At 70.8% G+C, this 26,785-nt stretch carries 21 protein-coding genes; 15 read left to right on the forward strand and 6 right to left on the reverse strand.

Annotation, left to right across the window (positions count from 1 at the left end; genetic code table 11):
• Window positions 1–37 precede the first annotated feature (37 nt).
• Together OG828_RS37075 and OG828_RS37080 are read right to left on the reverse strand one after the other, a co-directional pair.
• A complete protein-coding gene (locus OG828_RS37075) occupies window positions 38–985 on the reverse strand; it encodes a hypothetical protein (protein WP_328503646.1) in 948 nt (315 codons plus the stop codon).
• A gap of 213 nt (window positions 986–1,198) precedes the next feature.
• Complete coding sequence (locus OG828_RS37080; RefSeq protein ID WP_328503647.1) at window positions 1,199–1,570, reverse strand: response regulator; 372 nt, start codon at window positions 1,568–1,570, stop codon at window positions 1,199–1,201.
• A gap of 170 nt (window positions 1,571–1,740) precedes the next feature.
• On the opposite strand from OG828_RS37080, the gene OG828_RS37085 reads away from it, so the two are divergent.
• Window positions 1,741–3,153 carry an ABC transporter substrate-binding protein gene (locus OG828_RS37085; RefSeq protein WP_328503648.1) on the forward strand — a complete coding sequence of 471 codons (1,413 nt, stop codon included), beginning with the start codon at window positions 1,741–1,743 and terminating at the stop codon, window positions 3,151–3,153.
• 142 nt (window positions 3,154–3,295) lie between these two features.
• Window positions 3,296–5,995 carry a nitrate- and nitrite sensing domain-containing protein gene (locus OG828_RS37090; RefSeq protein ID WP_328503649.1) on the forward strand — a complete coding sequence of 900 codons (2,700 nt, stop codon included), beginning with the start codon at window positions 3,296–3,298 and terminating at the stop codon, window positions 5,993–5,995.
• 111 nt (window positions 5,996–6,106) lie between these two features.
• Here OG828_RS37090 and OG828_RS37095 read toward each other — a convergent pair whose 3' ends face one another.
• Window positions 6,107–6,262 (reverse strand): hypothetical protein, encoded by a 156-nt coding sequence (locus OG828_RS37095; RefSeq protein ID WP_328503650.1) that lies wholly within the window; start codon window positions 6,260–6,262, stop codon window positions 6,107–6,109.
• Window positions 6,263–6,461: 199 nt separating this feature from the next.
• Here OG828_RS37095 and OG828_RS37100 point away from each other — a divergent pair, with 199 nt between their 5' ends.
• The 13 genes from OG828_RS37100 (at window position 6,462) to pgi (ending at window position 22,685) form a co-directional block, all read left to right on the forward strand.
• Window positions 6,462–7,133: a response regulator transcription factor gene (locus OG828_RS37100; RefSeq protein WP_328366708.1), complete on the forward strand. Its 672-nt coding sequence runs from the start codon at window positions 6,462–6,464 to the stop codon at window positions 7,131–7,133.
• Between the two features lie 53 nt (window positions 7,134–7,186).
• Complete coding sequence (uvrC, locus tag OG828_RS37105; RefSeq protein WP_328503651.1) at window positions 7,187–9,229, forward strand: excinuclease ABC subunit UvrC; 2,043 nt, start codon at window positions 7,187–7,189, stop codon at window positions 9,227–9,229.
• Entirely contained in the window at window positions 9,226–10,182 is a 957-nt protein-coding gene (gene rapZ / locus OG828_RS37110; RefSeq protein WP_328503652.1) for an RNase adapter RapZ, read from the forward strand. Before uvrC ends, rapZ begins: the two co-directional genes overlap by 4 nt.
• Complete coding sequence (locus OG828_RS37115) at window positions 10,179–11,246, forward strand: gluconeogenesis factor YvcK family protein (RefSeq protein ID WP_328366716.1); 1,068 nt, start codon at window positions 10,179–10,181, stop codon at window positions 11,244–11,246. Before rapZ ends, OG828_RS37115 begins: the two co-directional genes overlap by 4 nt.
• The gene (gene whiA, locus OG828_RS37120; RefSeq protein WP_210575804.1) at window positions 11,237–12,220 is read left to right on the forward strand and encodes a DNA-binding protein WhiA; all 984 of its coding nucleotides are present in this window, start codon (window positions 11,237–11,239) and stop codon (window positions 12,218–12,220) included. Before OG828_RS37115 ends, whiA begins: the two co-directional genes overlap by 10 nt.
• Window positions 12,221–12,371: 151 nt before the next feature.
• Window positions 12,372–15,314: a M14 family metallopeptidase gene (locus tag OG828_RS37125; RefSeq protein WP_328503653.1), complete on the forward strand. Its 2,943-nt coding sequence runs from the start codon at window positions 12,372–12,374 to the stop codon at window positions 15,312–15,314.
• A gap of 235 nt (window positions 15,315–15,549) precedes the next feature.
• Window positions 15,550–16,557: a type I glyceraldehyde-3-phosphate dehydrogenase gene (gene gap / locus OG828_RS37130; protein ID WP_328366724.1), complete on the forward strand. Its 1,008-nt coding sequence runs from the start codon at window positions 15,550–15,552 to the stop codon at window positions 16,555–16,557.
• A gap of 123 nt (window positions 16,558–16,680) precedes the next feature.
• Window positions 16,681–17,892, forward strand: a complete 1,212-nt coding sequence (locus OG828_RS37135; RefSeq protein ID WP_328503654.1) for a phosphoglycerate kinase — start codon at window positions 16,681–16,683, stop codon at window positions 17,890–17,892.
• 6 nt (window positions 17,893–17,898) lie between these two features.
• On the forward strand, window positions 17,899–18,675 hold the full coding sequence (gene tpiA / locus OG828_RS37140; RefSeq protein ID WP_328503655.1) for a triose-phosphate isomerase: 777 nt from the start codon (window positions 17,899–17,901) through the stop codon (window positions 18,673–18,675).
• Between the two features lie 113 nt (window positions 18,676–18,788).
• Window positions 18,789–19,019 carry a preprotein translocase subunit SecG gene (secG, locus tag OG828_RS37145; RefSeq protein WP_210576005.1) on the forward strand — a complete coding sequence of 77 codons (231 nt, stop codon included), beginning with the start codon at window positions 18,789–18,791 and terminating at the stop codon, window positions 19,017–19,019.
• Window positions 19,020–19,218: 199 nt separating this feature from the next.
• The gene (locus OG828_RS37150; protein ID WP_003957010.1) at window positions 19,219–19,554 is read left to right on the forward strand and encodes an RNA polymerase-binding protein RbpA; all 336 of its coding nucleotides are present in this window, start codon (window positions 19,219–19,221) and stop codon (window positions 19,552–19,554) included.
• A 133-nt stretch (window positions 19,555–19,687) separates the two neighbouring features.
• The gene (locus tag OG828_RS37155; RefSeq protein WP_328503656.1) at window positions 19,688–20,956 is read left to right on the forward strand and encodes an MFS transporter; all 1,269 of its coding nucleotides are present in this window, start codon (window positions 19,688–19,690) and stop codon (window positions 20,954–20,956) included.
• A gap of 73 nt (window positions 20,957–21,029) precedes the next feature.
• On the forward strand, window positions 21,030–22,685 hold the full coding sequence (pgi, locus tag OG828_RS37160) for a glucose-6-phosphate isomerase (RefSeq protein WP_328503657.1): 1,656 nt from the start codon (window positions 21,030–21,032) through the stop codon (window positions 22,683–22,685).
• 65 nt (window positions 22,686–22,750) lie between these two features.
• Here the strand turns inward: pgi and OG828_RS37165 are convergent, their stop codons facing one another.
• The 3 genes from OG828_RS37165 to OG828_RS37175 form a co-directional block, all read right to left on the reverse strand.
• Window positions 22,751–25,033 (reverse strand): ABC transporter permease, encoded by a 2,283-nt coding sequence (locus tag OG828_RS37165; protein ID WP_328503658.1) that lies wholly within the window; start codon window positions 25,031–25,033, stop codon window positions 22,751–22,753.
• Window positions 25,034–25,421: 388 nt separating this feature from the next.
• Window positions 25,422–26,171, reverse strand: a complete 750-nt coding sequence (locus tag OG828_RS37170; protein WP_328503659.1) for an ABC transporter ATP-binding protein — start codon at window positions 26,169–26,171, stop codon at window positions 25,422–25,424.
• Window positions 26,168–26,683, reverse strand: coding sequence for a PadR family transcriptional regulator (locus OG828_RS37175; protein ID WP_328503660.1), 516 nt, complete (start codon window positions 26,681–26,683; stop codon window positions 26,168–26,170). The genes OG828_RS37170 and OG828_RS37175 overlap by 4 nt, the downstream gene beginning before the upstream one ends.
• Window positions 26,684–26,785 lie beyond the last annotated feature (102 nt).

Below are 26,785 nucleotides of genomic sequence, written 5' to 3' on the forward strand. Positions count from 1 at the left end.
CCCGCCCCCAGCGCAACCCGCCCTCAGCCCCGCCCCCTCACTCCCAGTCCCACCCGATCCCCACCATCCCCGTCCGCACCCGCGGCTCGACGATGTGCACCGAGTGGTGCCGTCCGCTCAGCGTCAGCTCCTGGCGGCCGCTGCGGGGCGCGGCCGGCGAGTGCTGATGGAACCGGTGGCAGCGCACCGGCAGGGCGTGTTCGTCGAACCGCACCTCAAGGGCGTACTGGCCGCCCGCCGGCCCGGACCCGCGGACGTACTCGCGGGAGACACCGGCGGTGCCGTCCTCGACGCCGTACCGGAAGAGGAAGGTGTCGCCGGCCCGCAGCCGGGTGTCGAAGAGCAGCTCGGCCACCAGCACACCCGTGGCGTGATCCCAACAGATGCGCCCCGTACGGCAGTTCTCCAGGGCGTGCACCGTCATGCGCTCCGGAGCGCACCCTTCGTCGCCGTGGTGGACGGCGAAGAAGCGGTCGACGCCGTCCCGGTGGGCGCGCACGATGTGGTGCGACTCGCGGCCCTGCAGTTCGCGGTGCGCCCCGATCCGTATCCGCTCGTGGTGTCCGAGGGCATGCAGCCCGCCCTCGGCCCGCGCATCGAGGTCGGCCAGCAGCCGCTCAAGGACGCCCGAAGCCTCGACGAACGAGCGGTAGGAGCGTCCGGCGGGCCGCTGCCCGGCGGAGGAGGGTTCGTCGGTGTCGGCGAGCAGCCGGATCAGGGACTCCTCCGGCAGCCCGAGGATCTCCTCCAGCGCCCGCACGGCCCGCAGCGACTCGGGGCGCTGCGGGCGCCGTGCCCCCTGCTGCCAGTAACTCAGGCTCGTCACACCGACCTTGACGCCGTAGCGGGACAGATGGTGCTGCACGCGCTGCAGCGGCAGTCCACGGGCGGCGATCGCGGCGCGCAGCGCGACGTGGAACGGGCCGCCTCGCAGGGCCGTGTCCAGTTCGGCGGCGACGTCCGCGGCTTGGGTGGCGTGCGGCATGCAGGGGCCCTTCTGTCGAATGTTCAACGGCTGGTCAGACCGTTCGCGCAGGCTGTCAGGGGGCCACCCCCGTCGGCGCCGGGGAAGTCTTCACATCCGTACGCCTGCGTTCACGGCCCCGAGTTCCCCCGCATTGAAGCGTGTTGACCAGGTCCCGACAACACCTCATGCGGAACGGACGGTGCGGTCCCGGCCGTGTCGCCGTCCCCGACGTCAAGTCGGCGCGCCGGGGTCGTCGTTGCCGATAACCTCCTGGATCGCGCGGGCGGACAGCGCGGACTTGTGCAGGAACCCGCGCGCGGGGCTGGCCGCGATGAGCTCCTGGAAGTCCTCCCGGAAGTGGGTCGAGACCAGGATCACCGCGGGTACCTCGCCGGTCAGCAGCCGGGCCACATCGAAGCCGTTCTCGCCGTCGAGGTCGAGATCGACCAGCGCGACGTCCGGTGCCGCCTGTCTGGCCAGCGCGAGCGCCTCAGCGCCCGTCGTGGCGAGACCGACGACCCGTACACCACCCCGCTCCAGCAAGGCGCATGCGGCCTCCAGGAACCGGGCGCTGTCATCGACGAGGAGACAGCGCAAGGTCATGGGCACAGATTGCCAACCAAGGGGCGGCTGCGCCTTCCTGCTAGCCGGAAAGTGCTGAAGTCCTGTGCCGGAAGAGACGGTTCGGACTCACCCAGCGCAGTCGCCCGCCGACCGGCGGTAGCATGACGGCACCCTGGGGAGGCCCGTGTCGCCCGGTGAGGGGGTGCGTCATGAACGCCACGAAGGTGTCGCACGAAAGCACGGGCACGCGCGCGTGGCCCTGCGTCCGCCGGGTCCGGGGTGTCCTGGTGCCGGGGACATTGTGTGCCGCTCTCCTGCTGGCCGCCTGCGACAGCGGAGGCAGCGGCTCGTCGGATGACGGGCGCTCGGCGCGCAAGGACACCACCTGTGACGGGAAGATCGACGGGACCGTGCACCTCAGGGTGTGGTTCCACGCCGGGCCGAGTGGTGAGCTCCGCACGCTGAAGGCGCAGGTCCGCGAGTTCAACAAGGGGCAGCGGCAAGTGCGGGTCGAGCTGGTCACGCTGCCCGAGAACCGCCCGTACACCGACCTGGTGCTGTCCGCCGCGGCCAGCGGCGACCTGCCCGACCTGCTCGACTTCGACGGGCCGAACCTGTACAGCTACGCCTGGTCGGGCAAGCTCAAGCCGATCGACTCCTGCGTTCCCGACGGCGTCCGCGACGATCTGCTGCCCTCGATCCGCCGACAGGGCAGCTACGCGGGCCGGTTGTGGGGCGTCGGCACCTTCGACTCGGGCCTCGGGCTGTGCGTGCGTACGTCGGCCCTCAAGGAAGCCGGGGTACGCATACCCGCCGGCCCCGACGACGCCTGGACGGCCACCGAACTCACCGGCATCCTCCGCGAACTCCGCGAGCAGGGCTACCAGGCCCCGCTCGACCTCCGGCTCGTCGACGCGTCACCGGGCGAGGAGTGGAACACGTACGGCTTCGCGCCCGCCGTGTGGTCGGCGGGCGGCGACCTCATCGACCCCCGGAGCGGAGGCACGGCCGACGGCCACGTGAACGGGCCGGAGTCGGTCAAGGCGCTGACCACGATGCGGAGCTGGGTCGAGGAAGGGCTCGTCGACCTCGTCGAGGACGACCGGGCGTTCGTGACGGGCCGCAGCGCGATCAGCTGGTGCGGGCACTGGGTGTACGGGGAGTTCGACAAGGCGTTTCCCGGTGACGTCACGATCGTTCCGCTGCCCGACTTCGGCTCGGGCACCGTCACCGGCATGGGCTCCTGGCAGTGGGGCATCCCGGCGGACGCCACCGACGGTGACGCGGCCTGGCGGTTCCTCTCGTATCTGCTCGAGCCCGCGCAGGTGCACCGGATGACCGTGGCCAACGGGGCGATTCCGGCCACGAACAGCGCCCTGAAGCTCTCCACGAAGTACGCCCGCGGCGGCGCCGAGCGCCTGTTCCTCGAGCAGTTGCGGGGCGGATTCGCCCGCCCCAGGCCACAGACCCCCGCCTATCCGACGATCACGGACGCCTTCTCCCGGGCCTTCGCGAAGATCATGCTCGACGGGGCTCCTGTCCAGTCCACCCTGGACGCGGCGGCCGAGCGGATCGACGAGGACCTGGCCGCTCACGACGGCTATCCGACGAACGGGCCGTAGACCGGACGTGCCGCCCCGCAGGGCGCGCGCCCGTGGACGGCCGCCGGGCCACCGAACCATTCGATCTCCCCGCGGAGTTCGCGGGGGATACGCCCCCTGGAATCCGCCCCTGGAATCCACCCCTGGAACCTGAGAGCCGGTCATGCTCCGCCTTCGACCACTCACCGCGCCGCGCATCCCCTTCCTCGCCCGTCTCCGCATCGGCCGGAAGCTGATGCTCCTCGTGCTGCTGCCGGTGACGTCCATGCTGGTCTTCACTCTGGTCGGCGGTGTGAGCCAGTGGCGGGAGGCACGGGCTCTGGAGGAGTTCAGCGCCGCGACCCAGGTGTCGTTCGCGACCACGGCGCTCACCGATGCGGTCGCCCGGGAGCGCATCGCGGCCGTCCAGGCCCGGCTGCGCCCCGGCTCGACCACCCTGCGGGAACGGTCCGCCACCCAGCAGGCCACCGAGGCCGTCCTCCACAACGCCCTCGACGACAGCCGCTCCTGGACCGGCCAACCCGACGTCCCCGGCCGGCTCGACGCCGCCGACCGCAAGCTGCACGCCCTGCGCATCCAGATCCGGACCGGCTCCCTCACTGCCCCGCAGCTCGCCGGCCAGTACGACACGATCGAGGACGACCTGCTCAGCACGGTCGCCACCCTCGAATCCGGCCGCCCCACCCGGGAGTCGGGCCGCGCCGCCGATGCGCACCTCGCGCTCCTGGACGCCATCGAGGCCGCCGAACGCGAACGCGCCGAACTCGCCGTCCTCTTCCACGCCCCGCCCGCCCGAGCAGTCGCCACGAACCGCTGGCCGGCCCTGGAGCGGTCCCGCCTGGACGCCTTCCGGCAGACCGCCTCCGCCGCCCTCCAGAGCGAGCTCTACGCCACGCTCTTGCAGAACCCGGGCCTGGTCGTGCGCAAGACCCGGGACACACTCGCGGATCCGGACAGCGGACGGGACTGGCCGTCGTACGACCGCTGGATGACCGCCTCGACGGCCCGGATCGACGCCCTGCGCGGCATCCAGGGACGGGCGGCGGCCGAGCTGGGACGCACCGCCGCCGCCGACCTCGACGCCGCCCAGCGGCGCGAGATACGCGACCTCGTCGTCTCCATCGGCGTCCTCGCTTCCGTCACCGCCCTCGCGCTGGCACTGCGGCGCTCGATCACCCGGCCGCTGAGCGAGGTCTCCGCGGGCGCCAGGGCGCTGTCGGAGGGCGATCTGTCGTACGACATCCGGTACGCCGGCCGGGACGAACTCGGAGACGTCGCCGACACGTTCCGCGAGTTGCGGGTGACCACAGAACAGCTCGCCGCCGAGATCCACGCCATGAACGAGGCGATCGACGACAACCGGCTCCAGCACCGGGCGGACGTCGGCGCGTTCCAGGGGACCTGGGCGCGGCTGCTGGGCGGCATGAACGGCACCATGGCGTCGTTCGCCGCGGCCCACGGACGGCGCCGACAGGCGGAGCGGGAGCTGGCGAGCATCTTCCACCTCTCGCTCGACCTGCTGTGCATCGCCGGGCTCGACGGCTTCTTCAAGCGGGTCAATCCCGCCTTCGAACGGACCCTCGGCCACACCACCGAGGCCCTCATCGGCACGCCCTTGCTGGAGTTCGTGCACCCGGACGACCGGGCACGCACGCGTGCCGCCCTCGAACGGCTCGCCGGCGGTGTGGAGCTGGCCGAGTTCGAGAACCGCCTGCTGCGGGCCGACGGCACCGAACGCTGGCTCCAGTGGAGCGCGCGCCCCGTCACCGACGAAGGCCTCATCTACGCCGCCGCCCGCGACGTCACCGAGAGCCGCCGCACGGCCCGTGAGCAGGCGGCGCTGCGCCGGGTCGCCACCCTCGTGGCCCGCGGTGTGCCGCCGCAGGAGGTGTTCTCCGAAGTCGCCGACCAGGTCGGCACGGTCCTGGGCAGCGGCTCCGTCGCCGTCCTGCGGTACGCCGCCGACGGCACCGCCACCGTCCTCGGTACCGCCCGCGGTCCCGCGGCCGAGGGCGAGGCGGTCGCGGCCGAGGTGGCGGCGACGCGGCGCCCCGCGCGCGTGGGGTGTGCCGTCGGTGCGCCGATCGTCGTCGACGGCCGTCTGTGGGGTGCCGTCGTCGCGGCCGCCGCCGGGCCGGAACCCCTGCCCCCGGGCACCGAGTCGAGGCTCGCCGACTTCACGGAACTCGCCGCAACCGCCCTCGCCAACGCCGACAGCCGGGCCCAGCTCACGGCGTCACGCGCGCGCGTGGTGGCCGCCGGGGACGCCTCCCGGCGCCGTATCGAACGCGATCTGCACGACGGGGTCCAGCAGCGCCTGGTCTCGCTCCAACTGGACCTGAGGACGGCTCAGTCGATGCTGGAGGAGCAGCCCGACGCCCTGCCCGACCAGCTCGACCACATCGCCAAGGGGCTCAACGACGCCTTCGCGGATCTGCTCCAGGTCGCCCGCGGCATCCACCCGGCGATCCTCTCCAAGGGCGGCCTCGGTCCCGCCCTGCGCGCCCTGGCCCGGCGCTCCCCGGTCCCCGTCGAGCTGGACCTCCGTCTGCCGCCGGACCGGCTCGCCGAGCAGACGGAGGTCGCCGTCTACTACGTCACCTCCGAATGCCTCACCAACGCCGCCAAGTACGCGCGCGCGAGCGTCGTACAAGTGACGGCGCGGACCTACGACGACGTCCTGGAGGTGACGATCGCCGACGACGGGACGGGCGGCGCCGAGCCCGCACGGGGTTCCGGCCTGATCGGCCTCATCGACCGTGTCGAGGCGATCGGCGGCAGGCTGGCCGTCAGCAGCCCGCCGGACCAGGGCACGACCCTGACCGTACGGTTGCCGCTGAACGGGGCCGCGCCGGATACGTGACCGCCCGGAACGTACACGAGGGGAGTCGTCCGGGACGGGGGGACCCAGGACTCTGTGACGTGCGCATACGCTCCGGGCGGCCTCTTCGGACGGTGGGCCTGCCGTCCGGCTCTAGAGGCGGTCGGTACCGCCGTTCCCGGCGAGCCGCAGACGCTTGGCTCGCACGATGTCGGGGTCTCTGGGGTCCAGGGCCCGCGCGTACAGATCGTCCGCGTCGTGGCGGGTCCGGGCCGGCCGCCGTGCTTTCTCGATCCGCGTCCGCCGCATCCGCCGCGCCCTTCGCCGTGACCCGCGGCCTCCTGCGGAGGCTGCCGGTCCGTTTGCAACCGCTGCCTAGAGCATCGCCTGCCGATGTCCCCATGTCGTCACGGCCACCCCCCAATTCCGCTTCCGGCTAGCCGTAACCCAGGCGGTCGGGCAGGCTGTTGGGGCGCAGGACATCGGCCGGGCAAGGGGAGCCGGGACCATGGACGCATCGCAGCAGCCCGCGCGGGGACGGGTCGTACTCGCCGACGACGACGTTCTGCTGCGCGAGGGTCTCGCCAGCCTCTGCGAGCGCGTCGGATACGACGTGGTGGGCCAGGCGGGTGACGCGGAACGGCTGCTGGAACTGGTTGCCGAGCTAAGACCCGACCTCGCGATCGTCGACATAAGAATGCCGCCGGACCACTCCACCGAGGGCCTGAAGGCGGCCCGCACGATCCGCGAGCGCCACCCCGGCACCGGCATCCTCGTGCTGTCCGCGTACGTCGAGGTCGAGGACGCCCTGGAGCTGCTGGCGAGCGGCCGGCAGGTCGGCTATCTCCTCAAGAGCCGGGTCACGGTGGTCGACGAGTTCATCGAGGCCCTGGAACGGATCCACCGGGGCGGCTCGGTCGTCGACCCTTCCTTGGTGCACGAACTGTTCGCCGCCCAGCGCCGCGACGACCCGCTCTCCCAGCTCAGCGCCCGTGAGCGCGAGGTGCTCGCCCTGATGGCCGAGGGCCGCTCCAACGCGGGCATCGGCCGCCGCCTGTGGGTCACCGAGGGCACCGTCGAGAAGCATGTGCGCAGCATCCTGGGCAAACTGAACCTTCAGGAGGACACCGACGCCCACCGCCGTGTCCTTGCGGTCCTGACCTTTCTCGAGACCCGATAGGCGTTGTCCACAGGCTCGTCGCTCTGTCACCCCTCGCCAGTAGGGTGTGAAACATGGCCGACCCCTCCAGCTACCGCCCCAAGCCGGGGCAGATCCCCGACTCGCCCGGGGTGTACAGGTTCCGCGACGAGCACCGCCGGGTGATCTACGTCGGAAAGGCGAAGAGCCTGCGCCAGCGCCTGGCGAACTACTTCCAGGACCTGGCGGGCCTGCACCCGCGCACCCGCACCATGGTCACCACGGCCGCGTCCGTGGAGTGGACCGTGGTGTCCACGGAGGTCGAGGCCCTGCAGCTGGAGTACTCCTGGATCAAGGAGTACGACCCCCGGTTCAACGTCAAGTACCGCGACGACAAGAGCTACCCGTACCTCGCCGTGACGATGAACGAGGAGTTCCCGCGCGTGCAGGTGATGCGCGGCCACAAGAAGAAGGGCGTGCGCTACTTCGGGCCGTACGGGCACGCGTGGGCGATCCGCGACACCGTCGACCTTCTGCTGCGCGTCTTCCCGGTGCGCACCTGCTCGGCCGGCGTCTTCAAGAACGCCACCCGCACCGGCCGCCCCTGCCTGCTCGGCTACATCGGCAAGTGCTCCGCGCCCTGCGTCGGCCGGGTCTCCGCCGAGGAGCACCGCGAACTCGCCGAGGAGTTCAGCGACTTCATGGCCGGCCGCACGGGCACGTACCTGCGCCGCCTGGAGAAGCAGATGACGGCGGCGGCCGAGGAGATGGAGTACGAGCGGGCGGCCCGCCTGCGCGACGACATCGAGGCCCTGAAGAAGGCCATGGAGAAGAGCGCGGTCGTGCTCGCCGACGCGACCGACGCCGACCTCATCGCGGTCGCCGAGGACGAGCTGGAAGCGGCCGTGCAGATCTTCCACGTCCGCGGCGGACGCGTGCGCGGCCAGCGCGGCTGGGTGACCGACAAGGTCGAGGAGATCACCACCGGCGCCCTGGTGGAACACGCCCTCCAGCAGCTCTACGGGGAGGAGACGGGCGACGCGGTCCCCAAGGAGGTCCTCGTCCCGGCGCTGCCCGACCCGGTCGAACCCGTCCAGCAGTGGCTCACCGACCGCCGCGGCTCGATCGTCTCCCTGCGCATCCCGCAGCGCGGCGACAAGAAGGCCCTCATGGAGACGGTGCAGCGCAACGCCCAGCAGGCCCTCGTCCTGCACAAGACCAAGCGCGCCTCCGACCTCACCACCCGCTCGCGCGCCCTGGAGGAGATCGCCGAGGCTCTCGACCTGGACAGCGCCCCCCTGCGCATCGAGTGCTACGACATCTCGCACCTCCAGGGAGACGACGTCGTGGCCTCCATGGTCGTCTTCGAGGACGGCCTCCAGCGCAAGAGCGAGTACCGGCGCTTCCAGATCAAGGGCTTCGAGGGCCAGGACGACGTCCGCTCCATGCACGAGGTGATCAACCGCCGCTTCAGGCGGTACCTCGCCGAGAAGGAGAAGACGGGGGAGTGGAGCGAGGAGGACGGCCTCGTCGAGGAGAACGGACGGCCCAAGCGCTTCGCCTACCCGCCGCAACTCGTCGTCGTCGACGGTGGCCGGCCGCAGGTCGCTGCCGCCCGGCGGGCCCTGGAGGAGCTGGGCATCGACGACATCGCCGTGTGCGGGCTGGCCAAGCGCCTGGAGGAGGTCTGGGTGCCGGACGAGGACGACCCCGTCGTGCTGCCCCGCACCAGCGAGGGTCTCTATCTGCTCCAGCGGGTCCGCGACGAGGCCCACCGTTTCGCGATCACCTATCAGCGCGCCAAGCGTGCCAAGCGCTTCCGGTCGAGTCCCCTGGACGATGTGCCGGGACTCGGCGAGACCCGCAAGCAGGCACTGATCAAACACTTCGGGTCCGTGAAAAAGCTGCGATCCGCGACAATTGACCAGATCTGTGAGGTTCCGGGCATAGGTCGTAAGACGGCCGAGACCATTGCCGTGGCCTTCGCCCAGGCGGCCCCGGCGGCACCCGCCGTGAACACGGCGACCGGAGAGATCATGGACGACATGGAAGACGGGGCGCCCGAGACGACGGCGGGCACCCCGGGGGAGCCCGTGTCCGCGGGCACCCCGGACGAGCGACGGGGGATGGAGAGATGAGCGAGCAGGACAAGCAACCCACAGGCCAGGAAGACCAGAGCGACGGAGAACAGGTGACTACGGGCAGCGACACCGCCGGGGCCCCCGAGACGGCCATCCCCGAGCTGGTGATCATCTCCGGCATGTCCGGGGCCGGCCGCTCGACAGCAGCCAAGTGTCTGGAAGACCTCGGCTGGTTCGTCGTCGACAACCTCCCACCCGCGCTGATCCCCACCATGGTGGAGCTCGGCGCCCGCTCCCAGGGCAACGTCGCCCGGATCGCGGTCGTCGTCGACGTCCGCGGCCGGCGCTTCTTCGACAACCTCCGCGAGTCCCTCGCCGACCTCGCGGCCAAGCACGTCACACGCCGGATCGTCTTTCTGGAGTCCTCCGACGACGCCCTGGTCCGCCGCTTCGAGTCGGTGCGCCGCCCGCACCCCCTGCAGGGCGACGGCCGCATCGTCGACGGCATCGCCGCCGAGCGTGAGCTGCTGCGTGAGCTGCGCGGCGACGCCGACCTGGTGATCGACACCTCCAGCCTCAACGTGCACGAGCTGCGCGCCAAGATGGACGCCCAGTTCGCCGGCGACGAGGAGCCCGAGCTGCGGGCCACCGTCATGTCCTTCGGCTTCAAGTACGGCCTTCCCGTCGATGCCGACCTGGTCGCGGACATGCGCTTCCTGCCCAACCCGCACTGGGTCCCGGAGCTGCGCCCGTACACCGGCACCCACGAGGAGGTCGCCGCGTACGTCTTCAACCAGCCCGGCGCCAAGGAGTTCCTCGACCGGTACGCCGAACTGCTGCGGCTGATCGCCGCCGGGTACCGCCGTGAGGGCAAGCGCTATGTGACCATCGCCATCGGCTGCACCGGCGGCAAGCACCGCTCGGTCGCCATGTCGGAGAAGCTCGCCGCGCGGCTCGCGGCCGAGGGTGTGGAGACGGTGGTCGTGCACCGGGACATGGGACGGGAATGACAGGACGTACACCGCGGCTGAGCAGGCTGCGCCGGGCCGTGCCCGAGGCCCGGGCCGGCCGGCCCGCCGAGGCCCGCGGCGGCCGTGCACGCCGCCGCGGCACACAGCCCAAGGTCGTCGCCCTCGGCGGCGGCATGGGCCTGTCCGCCTCGCTCGCCGCACTGCGCCGGATCACCGGCGACCTCACCGCCGTCGTCACGGTGGCCGACGACGGCGGTTCCAGCGGGCGCCTGCGCGATGAGCTGGGCGTGCTGCCGCCCGGCGACCTGCGCAAGGCGCTGGCCGCGCTCTGCGGCGACGACGACTGGGGCCAGACCTGGTCCCGCGTCATCCAGTACCGCTTCCAGTCCCAGGGCGACCTGCACGACCACGCGGTCGGCAATCTGCTGATCGTCGCCCTGTGGGAGCAGCTCGGCGACCATGTCCAGGCCCTGGACCTGGTCGGCAAGCTGCTGGGCGCGCACGGCCGCGTGCTGCCCATGTCCGCGGTACCGCTGGAGCTCCAGGCCCTGGTCAAGGGCCACGACCCGGACCGGCCCGAGGAGGTCGACACCGTCCGCGGCCAGGCCACCGTCGCGCTCACCCCCGGCGAGGTGCAGTCCGTGCACCTCGTACCGCACGACCCGCCCGCCGTCCCCGAGGCCGTCGAGGCGGTCCTCGACGCGGACTGGGTGGTGCTCGGCCCCGGCTCCTGGTTCTCCTCGGTCATCCCGCATCTGCTCGTGCCCGAGCTGCTGGACGCCCTCACGCAGACGAAGGCACGCCGGGTACTCTCCCTGAACCTCGCGCCGCAGCCCGGAGAAACCGAGGGCTTCTCCCCGCAGCGTCATTTGGAGGTTTTGGGACGACACGCCCCTAAACTCGCCCTGGACGTGGTGCTGGCCGACGAGGCCGCCGTGCCCGACCGCGCTGTACTCACCGAGGCCGCCAAGCGGCTCGGTGCGGCGGTCGAGCTGGCGCCGGTGGCCCGGAGGGACGGCAGCCCCAGGCATGACCCGGAGCTGCTGGCCGCCGCGTACGACCGTATTTTTCGGATGCATGGAAGGATCGGCCCATGGCGATGACGGCAGCGGTGAAGGATGAGATCTCCCGGCTCCCCGTCACCCGGACCTGCTGCAGGAAGGCGGAGGTCTCCGCCGTTCTGCGGTTCGCCGGCGGCCTCCATCTGGTGAGCGGGCGCATCGTGATCGAGGCGGAGCTGGACACCGCGATGGCGGCTCGCCGGCTTAAACGGGACATCCTGGAGATCTTCGGCCACAGCTCCGAGCTGATCGTGATGGCACCCGGCGGGCTGCGCCGCGGTTCGCGCTACGTCGTGCGGGTCGTCGCCGGCGGTGACCAGCTGGCCCGGCAGACCGGCCTGGTCGACGGCCGTGGCCGCCCGATCCGCGGCCTGCCCCCGCAGGTGGTCTCGGGGGCCACCTGCGATGCCGAAGCGGCCTGGCGCGGCGCCTTCCTGGCCCATGGCTCGCTGACCGAGCCCGGCCGCTCGTCCTCCCTGGAGGTGACCTGCCCGGGTCCCGAGGCCGCGCTCGCCCTCGTCGGCGCCGCCCGCCGTCTGTCGATCGCCGCCAAGGCCCGTGAGGTACGCGGCGTCGACCGGGTCGTCGTCCGCGACGGAGACGCCATCGGCGCCCTGCTGACCCGGCTCGGCGCCCATGAGTCGGTGCTGGCCTGGGAGGAGCGCCGGATGCGCCGCGAGGTCCGGGCCACGGCGAACCGGCTCGCCAACTTCGACGACGCCAACCTGCGCCGCTCCGCACGCGCGGCCGTCGCCGCCGGCGCCCGCGTCCAGCGCGCCCTGGAGATCCTCGCCGACGACGTGCCCGAGCATCTCGCGGCGGCAGGCCGACTGCGCATGGAGCACAAGCAGGCCTCCCTCGAGGAACTCGGCGCGCTCGCCGACCCCCCGCTGACCAAGGACGCCGTGGCGGGCCGTATCCGCCGACTGCTCGCGATGGCCGACAAGCGGGCCCAGGACCTCGGCATCCCGGGCACGGAGTCCAGCCTCACCGAGGAGATGGCCGACGCCGGCTGACCCGGACACGCATGCAACACGCCGGTGCCGACGCCCAACTGGGCGTCGGCACCGGCGTGTTGCACGGCGTTGAGGCACCCTTGACTCGATCATGAACTGTCATGAGCCTGGCATCTGTTCGCTGCTGTGGCGAGCTTTGCTAGGGGGGTTCATGAGACATAGAGCGAGAACGATCCTCGCTGTCGGCACGCTCCTGATCGGTGGAGCGAGCATCGCACCCATTGCCCAGGCACAGAGCGGTAGTTCGGCCTCCGGAGGGGACGAGGTCAAGGTCTTCCGCGCCGACGTCACCAAGAAGCAGGTACCCCTGCTGCTGGCCACCGGACAGGACGGCCACGAACTCGGCGAGCAGGTGCCCGACAAGGGCACGGCCACCGTCGAGGTCTACCTCACCGACCAACAGGCCGACAAGCTCGAGAAACAGGGCGTCGACCTCACCGAGCACACGCTCTCCGGCAAGGCGGAGGCCCGCGTCGAGGCCGCGGCCGAGGGCGTGTTCCGGCCGTACAGCTCGGACGGCGGACTGCGGCAGGAGATCCTCGCCACCGCACGGGCCAACCCGGGCCTGACCAAGGTCGTCTCCATCGGCAAGACCGTCAACGGCCAGGACATCCTGGCGCTGAAGCTCACCAAGAACGCCAAGAAGACGAAGGACGGCGCCAAGCCCGCCGTCCTCTATCTCTCCAACCAGCACGCGCGCGAGTGGATCACCCCGGAGATGACCCGGCGGCTGATGCACCACTACGTGGACAACTACGCCACCGACAAGCGCATCAAGAAGATCGTCGACTCGACCGAACTGTGGTTCGTCCTCTCCGCCAATCCGGACGGCTACGACCACACCTTCGAGAACTCCGACAACCGCCTGTGGCGCAAGAACCTGCGGGACGTCAACGGCGACGGCGTCATCAGCACCGGCGACGGCGTCGACCTCAACCGCAACTTCGCCTACAAGTGGGGTTACGACGACGAGGGTTCGTCCCCCAACCCCACCAGCCAGACCTACCGCGGCGCGGCCCCGAACTCCGAGCCCGAGACCCGGGCCCTGGACGCCTTCGAGCGGCGGATCGGATTCGAGTACGGCATCAACTACCACTCCGCCGCCGAACTCCTCCTCTACGGAGTCGGCTGGCAGGTCGCCACCCCCACCCCGGACGACGCGGTGTACGAGGCCCTCGCCGGTACGCCGGAGAACTCCGCGATCCCCGGCTACCACCCGCAGGTCTCCTCGGAGCTGTACACCACCAACGGCGAGGCCGACGGCCACGCGGCGAACGTCAACGGCATGGCGATGTTCACCCCCGAGATGTCGACCTGCGAAACCGCGTCCAGCGTCGACCCCGACGACCAATGGAACCCGGACGACTGCCAGTCGATCTTCACCTTCCCGGACGACGAGACCCTGATCCAGCAGGAGTTCGCCAAGAACATCCCGTTCGCGCTCTCCGTCGCCGAGTCCGCCGCGCACCCGGATCAGCCGTCCTCCTCGGTCGGCCTGAAGGCCGCCGACTTCACCCCGGCCCCGTTCACGACGTCGTACTCCCGCGGCGCCGACCAGGAAGTCTCCGTCGTCGCACGGAAGTCGGTGCGCGACAAGGAGCTCAACTACCGCGTCAACGGCGGCCGTACCCGGGACAGCGCTCTGCGGCCCTGGAAGGGCGGAGAGACCTACGGCGGTGAGGACAACATCCACTTCGACGAGTACCGGGCCAAGGTCCGCGACGGCGAGCCCGGCGACAAGGTCGAGGTCTGGTTCACCGGCAGGACAAGGAGTGGAAAGCCGGTCACCGGCAAGCACTTCACCTACAAGATCGCCGAACGGCCCAGGGCCGACACGCTCGTTGTCGCCGAAGAGGGCGCGGCGGCCACGCAGGCCAAGACCTACGTCGACGCGCTGAAGGCCAACGGCCGCAGGGCCATCGTCTGGGACGTCGCCAACCAGGGCGCGCCCGACGCGCTCGGCGTGCTCAGCCACTTCGACACGGTCGTCCACTACACGGGCGCCGGCGTTCCCGGCAACGCCACCCAGCTCCAGCTGCGCGCCTACCTCAACGAGGGCGGCAACCTGATCGAGGCGGGCGAGCAGGCCGGCGGCTCCGTCGACCTCGGCGGCGGCACCCTGTCGAACGACTTCAGTCAGTACTACCTGGGCGCCTACACCCGTACGTCCCTGCCGGACGCCACGTCCTTCCAGGGCTCCGGCCCGCTCCTCGGCGCCACCACACCGCTGGGCGGCGCCCCGCTGAACGCCGCCGGGTCCTACAGCGTCACCTCCGACACGCTCCCCGCGGACACCCACCCGCAGTTCGAGAGCGCGGGAGCGGGCGCCTACCCCGGCACCGTCAATCCGTACGGCCCGTACGAAGGCGCCTCCATGGCCGCCGTCACGCACAGCGACTACGCCTGGAACCGCCTCACCCGCACCATCGACCTCACCTCCGTGAGTGCGTCCGAAAAGCCAACTCTGCGGACCAGGCTGCTCTGGGACACGGAGAAGAGCTACGACCACGCCCTCCTGGAGGCGCGCACGGCCGGTGCCGACGACTGGACCACGCTCCCGGAGGCAGGCGGCGCGACCAGCACGGCAGTGCCGGCCGAGTGCGACGCCGGGTACTTCATCCAGGCACATCCCGCCCTCAAGCGGTATCTGACGCTCGCCTCAGGGACCTGCACGCCCACCGGCACGTCCGGTTCCTGGAACAGCTTCACCGGGTCGTCGTCCGGCTGGCAGGAGGTCTCCTTCGACCTCTCCGCGTACGCCGGGAAGAAGGTCGAGGTCTCCCTCGGCTACGTCACCGACCCCGGCACCGGTGGGCGCGGCGTCCTCGCCGACAACGCGTCCGTCGTGATCGGCGGCAACGCCGCGGAGGCCGAGGGCTTCGAGACGTCGCTGGGTGCCTGGAGCACCCCCGGACCGCCCGCGGGCAGCCCCGCGGTGGTCAAGGACTGGGGGCGCGCGGGCGAGCTGTTCAAGACGTACGGCGCCGTCACCACGGACGACACCGTGCTGCTGGGCTTCGGTCTGGAGCACGTCACCGCGCCCATCGGCCGTACGACCCTGATCGGCAAGGCGCTGGAGGCGCTCGAGGGGTGAACCGGCCGGTCAACGGTGACCGACTCGCCGTAGCGAAATCGAGTGATCCGTGAGTGATCACGGCTCTCGGCCAGGGCGGTCCGTACCCCTACTGGCGGGTACGGACCGCCCTGCCGTGTATGGGACATCTCGATGTCACCACCGAGGCCACAGGGAGGTAGGGTCGTAGGCGGTCGGGGACATCCCATACAGCTCGCCGGTCTCGAAACCGGCGTACCAACGAGGAGATCGGTTCGTGACGATCCGCGTAGGCATCAACGGCTTTGGCCGCATCGGTCGTAACTACTTCCGCGCGCTGCTGGAGCAGGGTGCAGACATCGAGATCGTGGCTGTCAACGACCTGGGTGACACCGCGACCACCGCTCACCTGCTGAAGTACGACACGATTCTGGGGCGCCTCAAGCAGGAGGTCACCCACACCGCCGACACGATCACCGTCGACGGCCACACGATCAAGGTGCTCTCCGAGCGCAACCCCGCCGACATCCCGTGGGGCGAGCTGGGTGTCGACATCGTCATCGAGTCGACCGGCATCTTCACCAAGAAGGACGACGCCGCGAAGCACATCGCGGGCGGTGCGAAGAAGGTCCTCATCTCGGCTCCGGCCAAGGACGAGGACATCACCATCGTGATGGGCGTCAACCAGGACAAGTACGACCCGGCGAACCACCACGTCATCTCCAACGCCTCCTGCACCACCAACTGTGTGGCGCCGATGGCCAAGGTCCTCGACGAGAACTTCGGCATCGTCAAGGGTCTGATGACGACGGTGCACGCGTACACGAACGACCAGCGCATCCTGGACTTCCCGCACAAGGACCTGCGCCGCGCCCGTGCCGCCGCGGAGAACATCATCCCGACGACCACCGGTGCCGCCAAGGCCACCGCCCTGGTCCTGCCGCAGCTGAAGGGCAAGCTGGACGGCATCGCGATGCGTGTCCCGGTCCCGACCGGCTCGGCCACCGACCTCGTCGTGGAGCTGTCCCGCGAGGTCACCAAGGACGAGGTCAACGCCGCCTTCAAGAAGGCCTCCGAGGGCGAGCTGCAGGGCTACCTGACCTACACCGAGGACGAGATCGTCTCCTCGGACATCGTCAGCGACCCGTCGTCCTGCACCTTCGACTCCTCCCTGACCATGGTCCAGGAAGGCACGTCGGTGAAGATCCTCGGCTGGTACGACAACGAGTGGGGCTACTCCAACCGCCTCGTCGACCTCACGGTCTTCGTCGGCAACCAGCTCTGATCCACCGATCAGGCACCACGATGTGAACGCAGGGCTCGGGCAGCGCAGGGACGCGCCGTCCGAGCCCTGACTCACGTACAGATCAGCACTCTTGGACCACCAGCCCTCCCAGGAGCCCTCTTCATGAAGACGATCGACGAACTCCTCGCCGAAGGCGTGGCCGGCCGGCGGGTCTTCGTCCGCGCCGACCTGAACGTCCCGCTCGACAGCGGCACCATCACCGACGACGGCCGTATCCGCGCCGTGCTGCCCACCGTGAAGGCCCTCGCGGACGCGGGCGCCAAGGTCGTCGTCGCCTCCCACCTGGGCCGCCCCAAGGGCGCCCCGGACCCCGCCTTCTCCCTCGCCACCGCCGCCTCTCGCCTGGGTGAACTCCTGGGCAGGGGCGTGGCGTTCGCGACCGACACGGTCGGCGAATCCGCCACGTCCGTGGTCGCGGGCCTCCACGACGGCGACGTCGCCGTCATCGAGAACCTGCGCTTCAACGCCGGCGAGACCGCCAAGGACGACGCCGAGCGCGGCGAGTTCGCCGACCGGCTGGCCGCCCTCGCGGACGTCTACGTCGGCGACGGCTTCGGCGCGGTCCACCGCAAGCACGCCTCCGTGTACGACCTCCCGGCGCGCCTGCCGCACTACGCCGGCTACCTCATCGCCACCGAGGTAGGTGTCCTGAAGAAGCTCACCGAGGACGTCCAGCGGCCCTACGTCGTAGCGCTCGGGGGTTCCAAGGTCTCCGACAAACTCGCCGTCATTGACCAGCTGCTCGGCAAGGCGGACCGCCTCCTCATCGGTGGCGGCATGGTGTTCACCTTCCTCAAGGCCAAGGGCTACGAGGTCGGCGCCTCCCTCCTCCAGGAGGACCAGATCCCGGTCGTCCAGGAGTACATCGAGCGTGCGGAGAAGAGCGGCGTCGAGCTGGTACTCCCCGTCGACGTGGTGACCTCCACCGAGTTCCCGGACCTGAAGACCAAGGCGCCGGCGAACCCCAACACCGTCGCCGCGGACGCCATCCCCGCCGACCAGCTGGGCCTGGACATCGGTCCGCAGACCCGCAAGCTGTACGCCTCGAAGCTCGCCGACGCCGCCACCGTCTTCTGGAACGGCCCCATGGGCGTCTTCGAGCACCCCGACTACGCGGAGGGCACCAAGGCGGTCGCCCAGGCCCTCCTCGACTCCCCGGGCTTCACGGTCGTCGGTGGTGGCGACTCCGCCGCCGCCGTCCGCATCCTGGGCTTCGACGAGACCGCATTCGGCCACATCTCGACCGGTGGCGGCGCCTCCCTCGAATACCTCGAGGGCAAGACGCTCCCCGGCCTCGCCGCACTGGAGGACTGACCCCGTATGACCACTCGTATGCCGCTGATGGCGGGCAACTGGAAGATGAACCTCAACCACCTCGAGGCCATCGCGCACGTCCAGAAGCTCGCCTTCGCCCTGGCCGACAAGGACTACGAGGCCGTCGAGGTCGCCGTCCTGCCGCCCTTCACCGACCTGCGCTCCGTGCAGACGCTGGTCGACGGCGACAAGCTCAAGATCAGGTACGGCGCCCAGGACATCTCGGCGCATGACTCCGGTGCCTACACCGGCGAGATCTCCGGCCCGATGCTGGCCAAGCTGAAGTGCACGTACGTGGCGATCGGCCACAGCGAGCGCCGGCAGTACCACGCCGAGACCGACGAGATCGTGAACGCCAAGGTCAAGGCCGCCTACAAGCACGGCCTGACCCCGATCCTGTGCGTCGGCGAGGAGCTGGAGGTGCGCGAGGCGGGCAACCACGTCACGCACACGCTCGCCCAGGTCGAGGGCGGCCTCAAGGACCTCTCCGCCGAGCAGGCCGAGTCCGTCGTCATCGCCTACGAGCCCGTCTGGGCCATCGGCACCGGCAAGGTCTGCGGCGCCGAGGACGCCCAGGAAGTCTGCGCCGCCATCCGCGGCAAGCTCGCCGAGCTGTACACCCAGGAGCTGGCCGACCAGGTCCGCATCCAGTACGGCGGCTCCGTCAAGTCGGGCAATGTCGCCGAGATCATGGCCCAGGCCGACATCGACGGCGCCCTGGTCGGCGGCGCCTCGCTGGACGCCGACGAGTTCGTCAAGATCGTGCGCTTCCGCGACCAGTGATTATCCAGTGAGTATGCGGTAGCGGCGGAACGTCGTACCCTTGCGGGGGCACAGCCCGGTGGCTGTGCCCCTGTCGTCCATCCAGATCCGAGGAAGTTGGTCCAGCCGTGGTTATGGGGTTCTCGATCGCCCTGATCGTGTTCAGCGGTCTGCTGATGCTGCTGGTGCTGATGCACAAGGGCAAGGGCGGTGGCCTCTCCGACATGTTCGGTGGCGGCATGCAGTCGTCCGTCGGAGGCTCCTCGGTCGCCGAGCGCAACCTCGACCGCATCACCTTGGTGGTCGGGCTGCTCTGGTTCGCGTGCATCGTTGTTCTCGGCCTTCTGATGAAGGTGAACAACTGATCGGCACGCACATTCCGTACGTAAGGCCCCATGTTCGGTACGCGCAGCTGAGCGCGGCCTATCATGGGGCTTGCGTCTAGGTGTGGGGGCTGTAACTCCAATCACTGGACGCGCGTTGGGCCTTACGTAGACTGAGGCGCTCGCAGCGAAGCGAAACGCCGACTCGCTTCGCGGCACCATCACGCAGGGAGTTACGACCGTGGCAAGTGGCAACGCGATCCGAGGAAGCCGGGTCGGGGCGGGGCCGATGGGCGAGGCCGAGCGGGGCGAGTCCGCGCCCCGGCTGCGCATCTCCTTCTGGTGCTCCAACGGGCACGAGACGCAGCCCAGCTTCGCCAGCGACGCGCAGGTCCCCGATACCTGGGACTGCCCGCGCTGCGGGTTCCCCGCAGGACAGGACCGGGACAACCCGCCGGACCCGCCGCGCACCGAGCCGTACAAGACGCATCTCGCGTATGTACGGGAGCGGCGCAGCGATGCGGACGGCGAGGCGATCCTCGCCGAGGCACTCGCCAAACTGCGGGGCGAAATCTAGGAGTTGAGAACCGGCCGGGTACCGAGAGGAGCCCGGCCGGAGCTGTTTGCGGGCCGCCGGGCCCCCGCTCCCGGGCCGATTGTCAGTGGTGCCCTCTACGGTTTGTGCATCGGGCGAATCGTGAGGGGGAGACGTGGCGACGGTCGTGACGGGGGACGGGTGTGCGCCGGCGTGGCGCGGGGGGTTCGGGCGGCTGTGGAGCGCCGCCGTGCTCTCCAGTTTCGGTGACGCGCTGCGTACGGCCGCACTGCCGCTGCTCGCCGCGACGCTGACCGACCGGCCGATGCTGATCGCCGCGGTGACCGCGTGCGGTTATCTGCCCTGGATCGTCTTCGGGTTGCTGGGCGGCGCCGTCGCCGACCGCGTGGACCAGCGGCGCGCGATGTGGATGGTCGAAGCGGTACGAGGGCTGCTGGTCGCTTCCTTCGCGGCTGCCGTGGCTCTCGGACACGCCTCGATCGCCCTGCTGATCGCGCTGGCCTTCGCTCTGACCACCCTCCAGACCCTCTTCGACAACGCGTCGACGGCCCTGCTCCCCGCCCTGGTGGACCGCGCGGCACTCGGCAGCGCGAACGCGCGTCTGATGACCGGACAGCGTCTCGCCGGCGGTCTGCTGGGCGCGCCGGTCGTGCCCCTGCTGATCGCGGCCGGGGCGGCGGCGCCCTTCGCGGCCGACGCGGTCACCTATCTGGTGGCGGCCGCGCTGGTCGCCACCCTGCGGACCGCCCCGCCCGAGCGGAAACCCAGACCGGCGGGCAGCACCCTGCGCCGGGAGATCGTGGAGGGGCTGCGCACCCTGTGGCGGGACCGGGCCCTGCGCGGCCTGTGCGCCGCCACCGCCCTGTGCAACATCGGCATGGGCGCCCTCATCGCCACGCTGGTGCTCCTGGTGACGGGCTGGCTGGACGCGGGCACCACGGGATACGCGGTCGCCATGACGGCGTACACGGTCGGCAGCCTGGCCGGCGGAGTGGCCGGGGGACCGTTGACCGCCCTGGTGGGGCGGGTCCGCGGGGTGCTGCTCGCCGGCACTGTGCAGATCGGCGCGCTCGTGGTGATGGGCTCGGTGCGCAGCCTCGTCGGGCTGGCCGCGGCGCTGGCCGTGTTCGGGTTCATGGGGATGGTGTGGAACGTCAACACCACGACGCTGATGCAACAGCGCAGTCCCGCCGAACTGCTGGGCCGGGTCAGTTCCGCCTTCCGCACGGTCGGGGTCGCCGGGGCACCGCTGGGCGCCCTGCTCGGCGGAGCCGTCGCCACCACCTGGGGACTGAACACCCCGCCCCTGCTCGCGGCCGCCTTCTTCGTCCTGTCCGTCACCGCGCTGATACCCGCGCTCAAGGTGAACGTACTTGTTGTTGCACCGCACGACGACACCACGACAGCTCACGTCACACGCTGATCAACTAGGTTGGGACCGGCAGCGGGGCAAGGTACGCAGGCAGGACAGGTAGGAAAGAAGGCTGAAGTCCGAGATGAACGCAGAAAGCCGTACCCGGCTCAACCAGACGCCCGAGTGGACCGCGCTGGCCAAGCACCGCGAGGAACTCGGCGAGGTGCAGCTGCGCGAGCTGTTCGCCGCCGACCCCGGCCGCGGCTCCGGCTACACGCTCCAGGTCGGCGACCTGTATGTCGACTACTCCAAGCACCTCGTCACCGACGAGACGCTGCGGCTGCTGCGTGAGCTGGCCGCCGCCACGGATGTGTTCGGCCTCCGGGACGCCATGTTCCGCGGCGAGAAGATCAACACCACCGAGAACCGCGCCGTGCTGCACACCGCGCTGCGCGCGCGGCGGGACGCGGTCATCGAGGTCGACGGGGAGAACGTGGTCCCCGGTGTGCACGCAGTCCTCGACAGGATGGCCGACTTCGCCGAGCGGGTCCGTTCCGGCGCCTGGACCGGCCACACCGGCAAGCGCATCAAGAACGTGGTCAACATCGGCATCGGCGGCTCCGACCTCGGCCCGGCGATGGCGTACGAGGTGCTGCGCAGCTTCACCGACCGCGACCTGACGGTCCGCTTCGTGTCGAACGTGGACGGGGCCGACCTGCACGAGGCCATCCGTGACCTGGATGCCGCGGAGACGCTGTTCATCATCGCCTCCAAGACGTTCACCACGATCGAGACGATCACCAACGCCACCTCGGCCCGCAACTGGCTGCTGGGTGAGCTGAAGGCCGGTCAGGAAGCCGTCGCCAAGCACTTCGTGGCGCTGTCGACCAACGCCGAGAAGGTCTCCGGCTTCGGTATCGACACGGCCAACATGTTCGAGTTCTGGGACTGGGTCGGCGGACGCTACTCGTACGACTCGGCGATCGGCCTGTCCCTGATGATCGCCATCGGGCCGGACCGGTTCCGGGAGATGCTCGACGGGTTCCGGCTCGTCGACGAGCACTTCCGGAGCGCGCCCGCCGACGCCAACGTGCCGCTGCTGCTGGGCCTGTTGGGCATCTGGTACGGCAACTTCCACGACGCCCAGTCGCATGCGGTGCTGCCCTACAGCCACTACCTGTCCAAGTTCACCGCCTACTTGCAGCAGCTGGACATGGAGTCCAACGGCAAGTACGTCGGACGGGACGGTCTTCCGGTGGAGTGGCAGACCGGGCCGGTCGTCTGGGGCACGCCCGGCACCAACGGGCAGCACGCCTACTACCAGCTGATCCACCAGGGCACGAAGATGATCCCGGCCGACTTCATCGGCTTCGCCGAGCCGGTCGCCGAGCTGAGTGACGAACTGGGGGCGCAGCACGACCTGTTGATGGCGAACTTCTTCGCCCAGACGCAGGCGCTGGCCTTCGGCAAGACGCCTCAGGAGGTGCGTGCGGAGGGTGTGCCCGAGGAGCTGGTGGCGCACAAGACGTTCCTGGGCAACCACCCGACGACCACCATCCTCGCGCGCGAGCTGACCCCGTCGGTGCTCGGCCAGCTGATCGCGCTGTATGAGCACAAGGTGTTCGTGCAGGGCGCCGTCTGGAACATCGACTCCTTCGACCAGTGGGGCGTCGAACTCGGCAAGGTCCTCGCCAAGCGCGTCGAGCCCGCACTGACCGAGGGCGCGGACGTGCCGGGCCTGGACGCGTCCAGCAAGGCGCTGGTCGCTAAGTACCGGGAGCTGCGCGGCCGGCAGTGACCGCGATGCGGGAAGCGGACGGCGCGCGGCCGTCCGCTTCCGCCGAGCCGGCTGCCGCCGCGGCCCTACGCCACGGCGCTCAGGGTGTCGGCGAGTCGGCGGCCGGCCGCGCGGGCCGCGGGCAGGGCGGCGAGAGCGGCGGCGCCCACCACGGCGGCCGCGCCGAACAGCACCAGGAGTACGGGCGACGGACCCTGAGCTATGCCGGCGCCGATGCCGCTGGATCTGCCCTGGGCGTCGATGAGCCAGTGCGCGAGGGGCAGCCCCAGCGCTGTGCCGAGGAGGACCGCGGCCAGGGCGGTGCAGGCGGTGGCCGTGACGGTGACGGCGGTGATCTGCCGCGGGGTCAGGCCGACGGCCTTGAGCGCCAGCAGATCCCGCTCACCCTCGCGGACGGAGCCGCCGATCACGGTCAGCAGTTCCACGATCCCGATCAGCGCGAGAACGCCGATCAACGCGAGCACGACTCCGCGCAGCGATGACAGCCCGTCCGCCGGATTCGGCACGGCGTGCACGTCCAGGTGCCCGCGCGCGGCGGTGGCCAGGTCGCCCGCGACCTCGCGGGGGGCTGTGCCCGGCTGGAGGCGCAGCTGGTAGAGCGTGGGGCGCAGCCCGGGGTCGTTCTCACGGAGGGTGTCGAGCGAGGTGGAGATGACCCGGCCGGCGTTGTCCGGCTCGATGCTGCGGCCCACGATGTGCAGGATCTGCGGTTGGTCGCCCACGGTCATCCGCACCCAGTCGCCGACGCGCACGTCCAGCAGATCGAGCAGCCCCTGCCCGGCCACCGCTTCGTCCCGGCCGTGCGCCGGGCGGCCCTCGGCCAGGGCGTACGGGTAGGGGTCCTGGCGGGTGCCGAGACCACGCAGGGCGATCGTGGCCGTCTGGCCCGGCACCAGGGCCGCCACCTCGACGCCCGGGTGGGCGGCGGCGATCCGCGAGTCGCGGTCGAGGAGGGCTCGGACGTCACGGTCGCCGACCTCGCCGTCGGGGCGGACGGTGAGCGCGGCGGCGAGGCCGACCTGGTCGGGCCTGCTGTGGAAGCGGTCGATGGTGGTCCAGGCGCTCATCGCCACCACGATCAGCAGCAGGGGCAGTGCGAGGCGGGCGACGGTGGCCGGTGTCCGTGGCCGGCGGGGGAATGCCTTGTGCCAGCCCAGGACCAGGGCCGGCGGCAGCCGCAGCCCGAGCGCCCCGCGCGCCAGACCCGACAGCCGGCCGGCGGCCGGCGCTGCGGTCCGCGGCACGGGCACCGGGGACACACGTCCCGCTCGCCAGGCCGCGAGCCCGGTGGTCGCGGCGATGAACAGCACGGCGCCCACCGGTATCGCGAGCAGCGCGGCGGTGTGCCCCGGCAGCCCCTGCCACACGCCGACCGCGTCACCGAGCCGGCCCGGGATCCGGCGTCCCAGCGCCTGGGTGAGCGCCGCCGCGGTCACCGCGCCGAGCAGGGCGTAGGCGACGTGCTGGAACAGGAAGACGCGGACGACCTGGCCGGGCGTGAAGCCGATCGCCTTCAGTACCGAGATGTCGCGCAGATGGCCCCGGATGCGGGTGCCGATCGCCCCGTGCACGGCGAGTCCTGCGGCGAGCAGCGCGCCGAGTCCGAACAGACCGAGCACCTGGCCCAGGAGCCGGGTGTCGCCCTGCGCTTCGGACCGGGCCTGCTGCCAGGTGGTGACCTCGCTGACCGCGCCGGCGCCGAGCACGGTGACGGCGCGCTGGACGGCGTAGTCCGTTTCGTCCGGGTCCGCCAGGCGCAGTCCGGTCACCTCGCCGTCCGGGGCGCGCACGGCGGACGGTAGCGCCCATACGAGTCCGGCGCGCTCGCCGGGGCGGTAGCGCGGCTCGGCGCTGTCGGCGATCCCGGCGACGGTCAGCGTGCGTGCGGTGCCGGGCAGGGCGAGGACGTCACCGGGCTCGGCGAGCAGGGCGCGGGCCAGGCGGCTCTCCAGCACCACGCCGTCGGGGTGTGCGCCGTCCAGCCAGCGGCCGGAGGTGAGGAGTGGGCGGCCGATGGCGGGCCGGGCGGCCGTGCCGCGCAGCTCGACGGAGGCGCGCACACCGCGGGAGGCGAGAGTGGCCGACTCGGTCGGGTAGGGGCCGGCGACGGACTCGACGCCGTCCAGCGCCGCGAGTTCGCGTGCGTCGGCGGAGGGGCCGGTGTGGATCCACACATGCGCGTCCCGCGACTGTGCGAACACGCGCTGCCAGGGGTTGGTCGCGTAGCCGAAGAGCGCCGTCGCAAGAAGCAGCGAGACGACGACTCCGGCGGTGGCGAGCACGATGAACAGTGCCTCGCCGCGGTGTGTGCGCAGATCGGAGTGCACCCAGCGCAGGGTTGCTCGCATGGGCGTCAGCCTCTCGAGCCGGGTGCGGCGGGGCGGCTGAACCGAGGGTTCCGCGGGGCCGGATGTCCGCACCTGGGTGCGCCGGGGTGGCTGTGGTGGGGCCGGGGTGTCCGCAGGGTCGGTCGTCTCGGATCGAGTGCGCTGGGGTGGCTGTGGTGGGGCCGGGGTATTCGCAGGGTCGGCCGTCCTGGCTCGTGTGTGCCTGGGCGGTCGTGGCTGTGACGGGCGATCTGCGGGGCTGGGTCTCCGGGCTCGTGTGCGTCAGAGCCGCCGTGGCTGCGTCGGGTGATCCGCAGGACCGCCTGCCCCGGCTCGTGTGCGCCTGGGCGGGTCGGCGCCAGTTTGCCGTACGCCGCTTCCTCGTACACCGAATCGTCGTACACCGCGGTCAGTCCTTCAGCTCCAGCACCCCGGACGTGCCGACTCGGCGCGACGGTGTGCCGGTCAGTTGCGCGTCGTCCGCGATCCGTCCGTCGAAGAAGCTGATGACCCGGTCCGCGGCGCTGGCCAGCCGGGCGTCGTGGGTGACCAGCACGATCGTCTGGCCGCGCTGGTGGAAGCGGGAGAGCAGCCGCATGACCTCACGGGTGCCCCGGCTGTCCAGGCTGCCCGCGGGTTCGTCCGCCAGCAGCAGCGGCGGATGGTTGACCAGGGCGCGGGCCAGCGCGACCCGCTGCTGCTCACCGCCGGACAGCTCGCCCGGCATGCTGCGCTCCTTGCCGGCCAGCCCCAGCTCGTCCAGCAGCGCCTCCCGCTCGGCCCGCGCACGCTTCGGCGGCGTCCCGGCGAGGAGCGCGGGCAGCTCGACGTTGTCCGCGACGGAGAGGTTGGAGACCAGGTTGAAGAACTGGAACACGATCCCGATGCGCCGGCGCCGTGCCACGGCCCAGCGTGCCTCGGTGTAGGAGTCCGTGCACTCGCCGTCCAGCCAGATGCTGCCGTCATCCGGCCGTTGCAGCCCTCCGAGCAGATGCAGCAGCGTCGACTTGCCGGCGCCGGACGGGCCGGTGACGGCCACGAACTCGCCCCGCGTCACACACAGATCGACCCCGCGCACGGCATGTGCCGGGGCACCCTCGCCATGGTGCGTCTTGACCAGGCCCTCGGCGCGCAGCAGAGGAGTGGGGCTCTCGCTCACTCCGGCTCCTCCAGTTCCTCCTGGCAGCGTTCCAACCAGTCGAGGTCGGCCTGCAGATGCAGCATCGCGCCCTCGATCAGCAGGTGGGCGACACGGTTGTCCCGGTCCTCGGTGGAGGCCAGCCTCGACAGGCTGCGCATGGTGTTCAGATACTGGCGCCGCTGTTTGTTGATCAGCGCGATCTGGTCGGCCAGACCGGTCTGCGGGGCGAGCACGAGCTTCATGAAGAACTCGTCCCGCACCCGGGGCTCGTCCGCCGTCTCCTCGTACCAGGCGTGCAGCGCCTCGCGCCCGGCATCGGTGAGGTGGTAGATCTTCTTGTTCGGCCGGCTCGACTGCTCGACCTCTTCGCCCTCGATCAGTCCCGTCTTCTCGAGGCGGCCGAGGGTGACGTAGATCTGGCCGATGTTCGGCTGAGGGTACGCGGAGCCCAGCAGTTGCTCAAGGTCCTGCTTGAGCTCGTAGCCGTGGGCCGGACCGCGCGCGAGGAGTGCCAGGAGCGGCAGGCGCACTCGTCCCTCTCCTCCTCGCGTCCTTGTAATGTGCTGCAGACCCTAGTATCGCCCATACCTAACAGGTATACATGGCCTCTGACTCCGGGCGAAGAGGCCCGG

This window comes from Streptomyces sp. NBC_00457, from assembly GCF_036014015.1.
Taxonomy (GTDB): domain Bacteria; phylum Actinomycetota; class Actinomycetes; order Streptomycetales; family Streptomycetaceae; genus Streptomyces.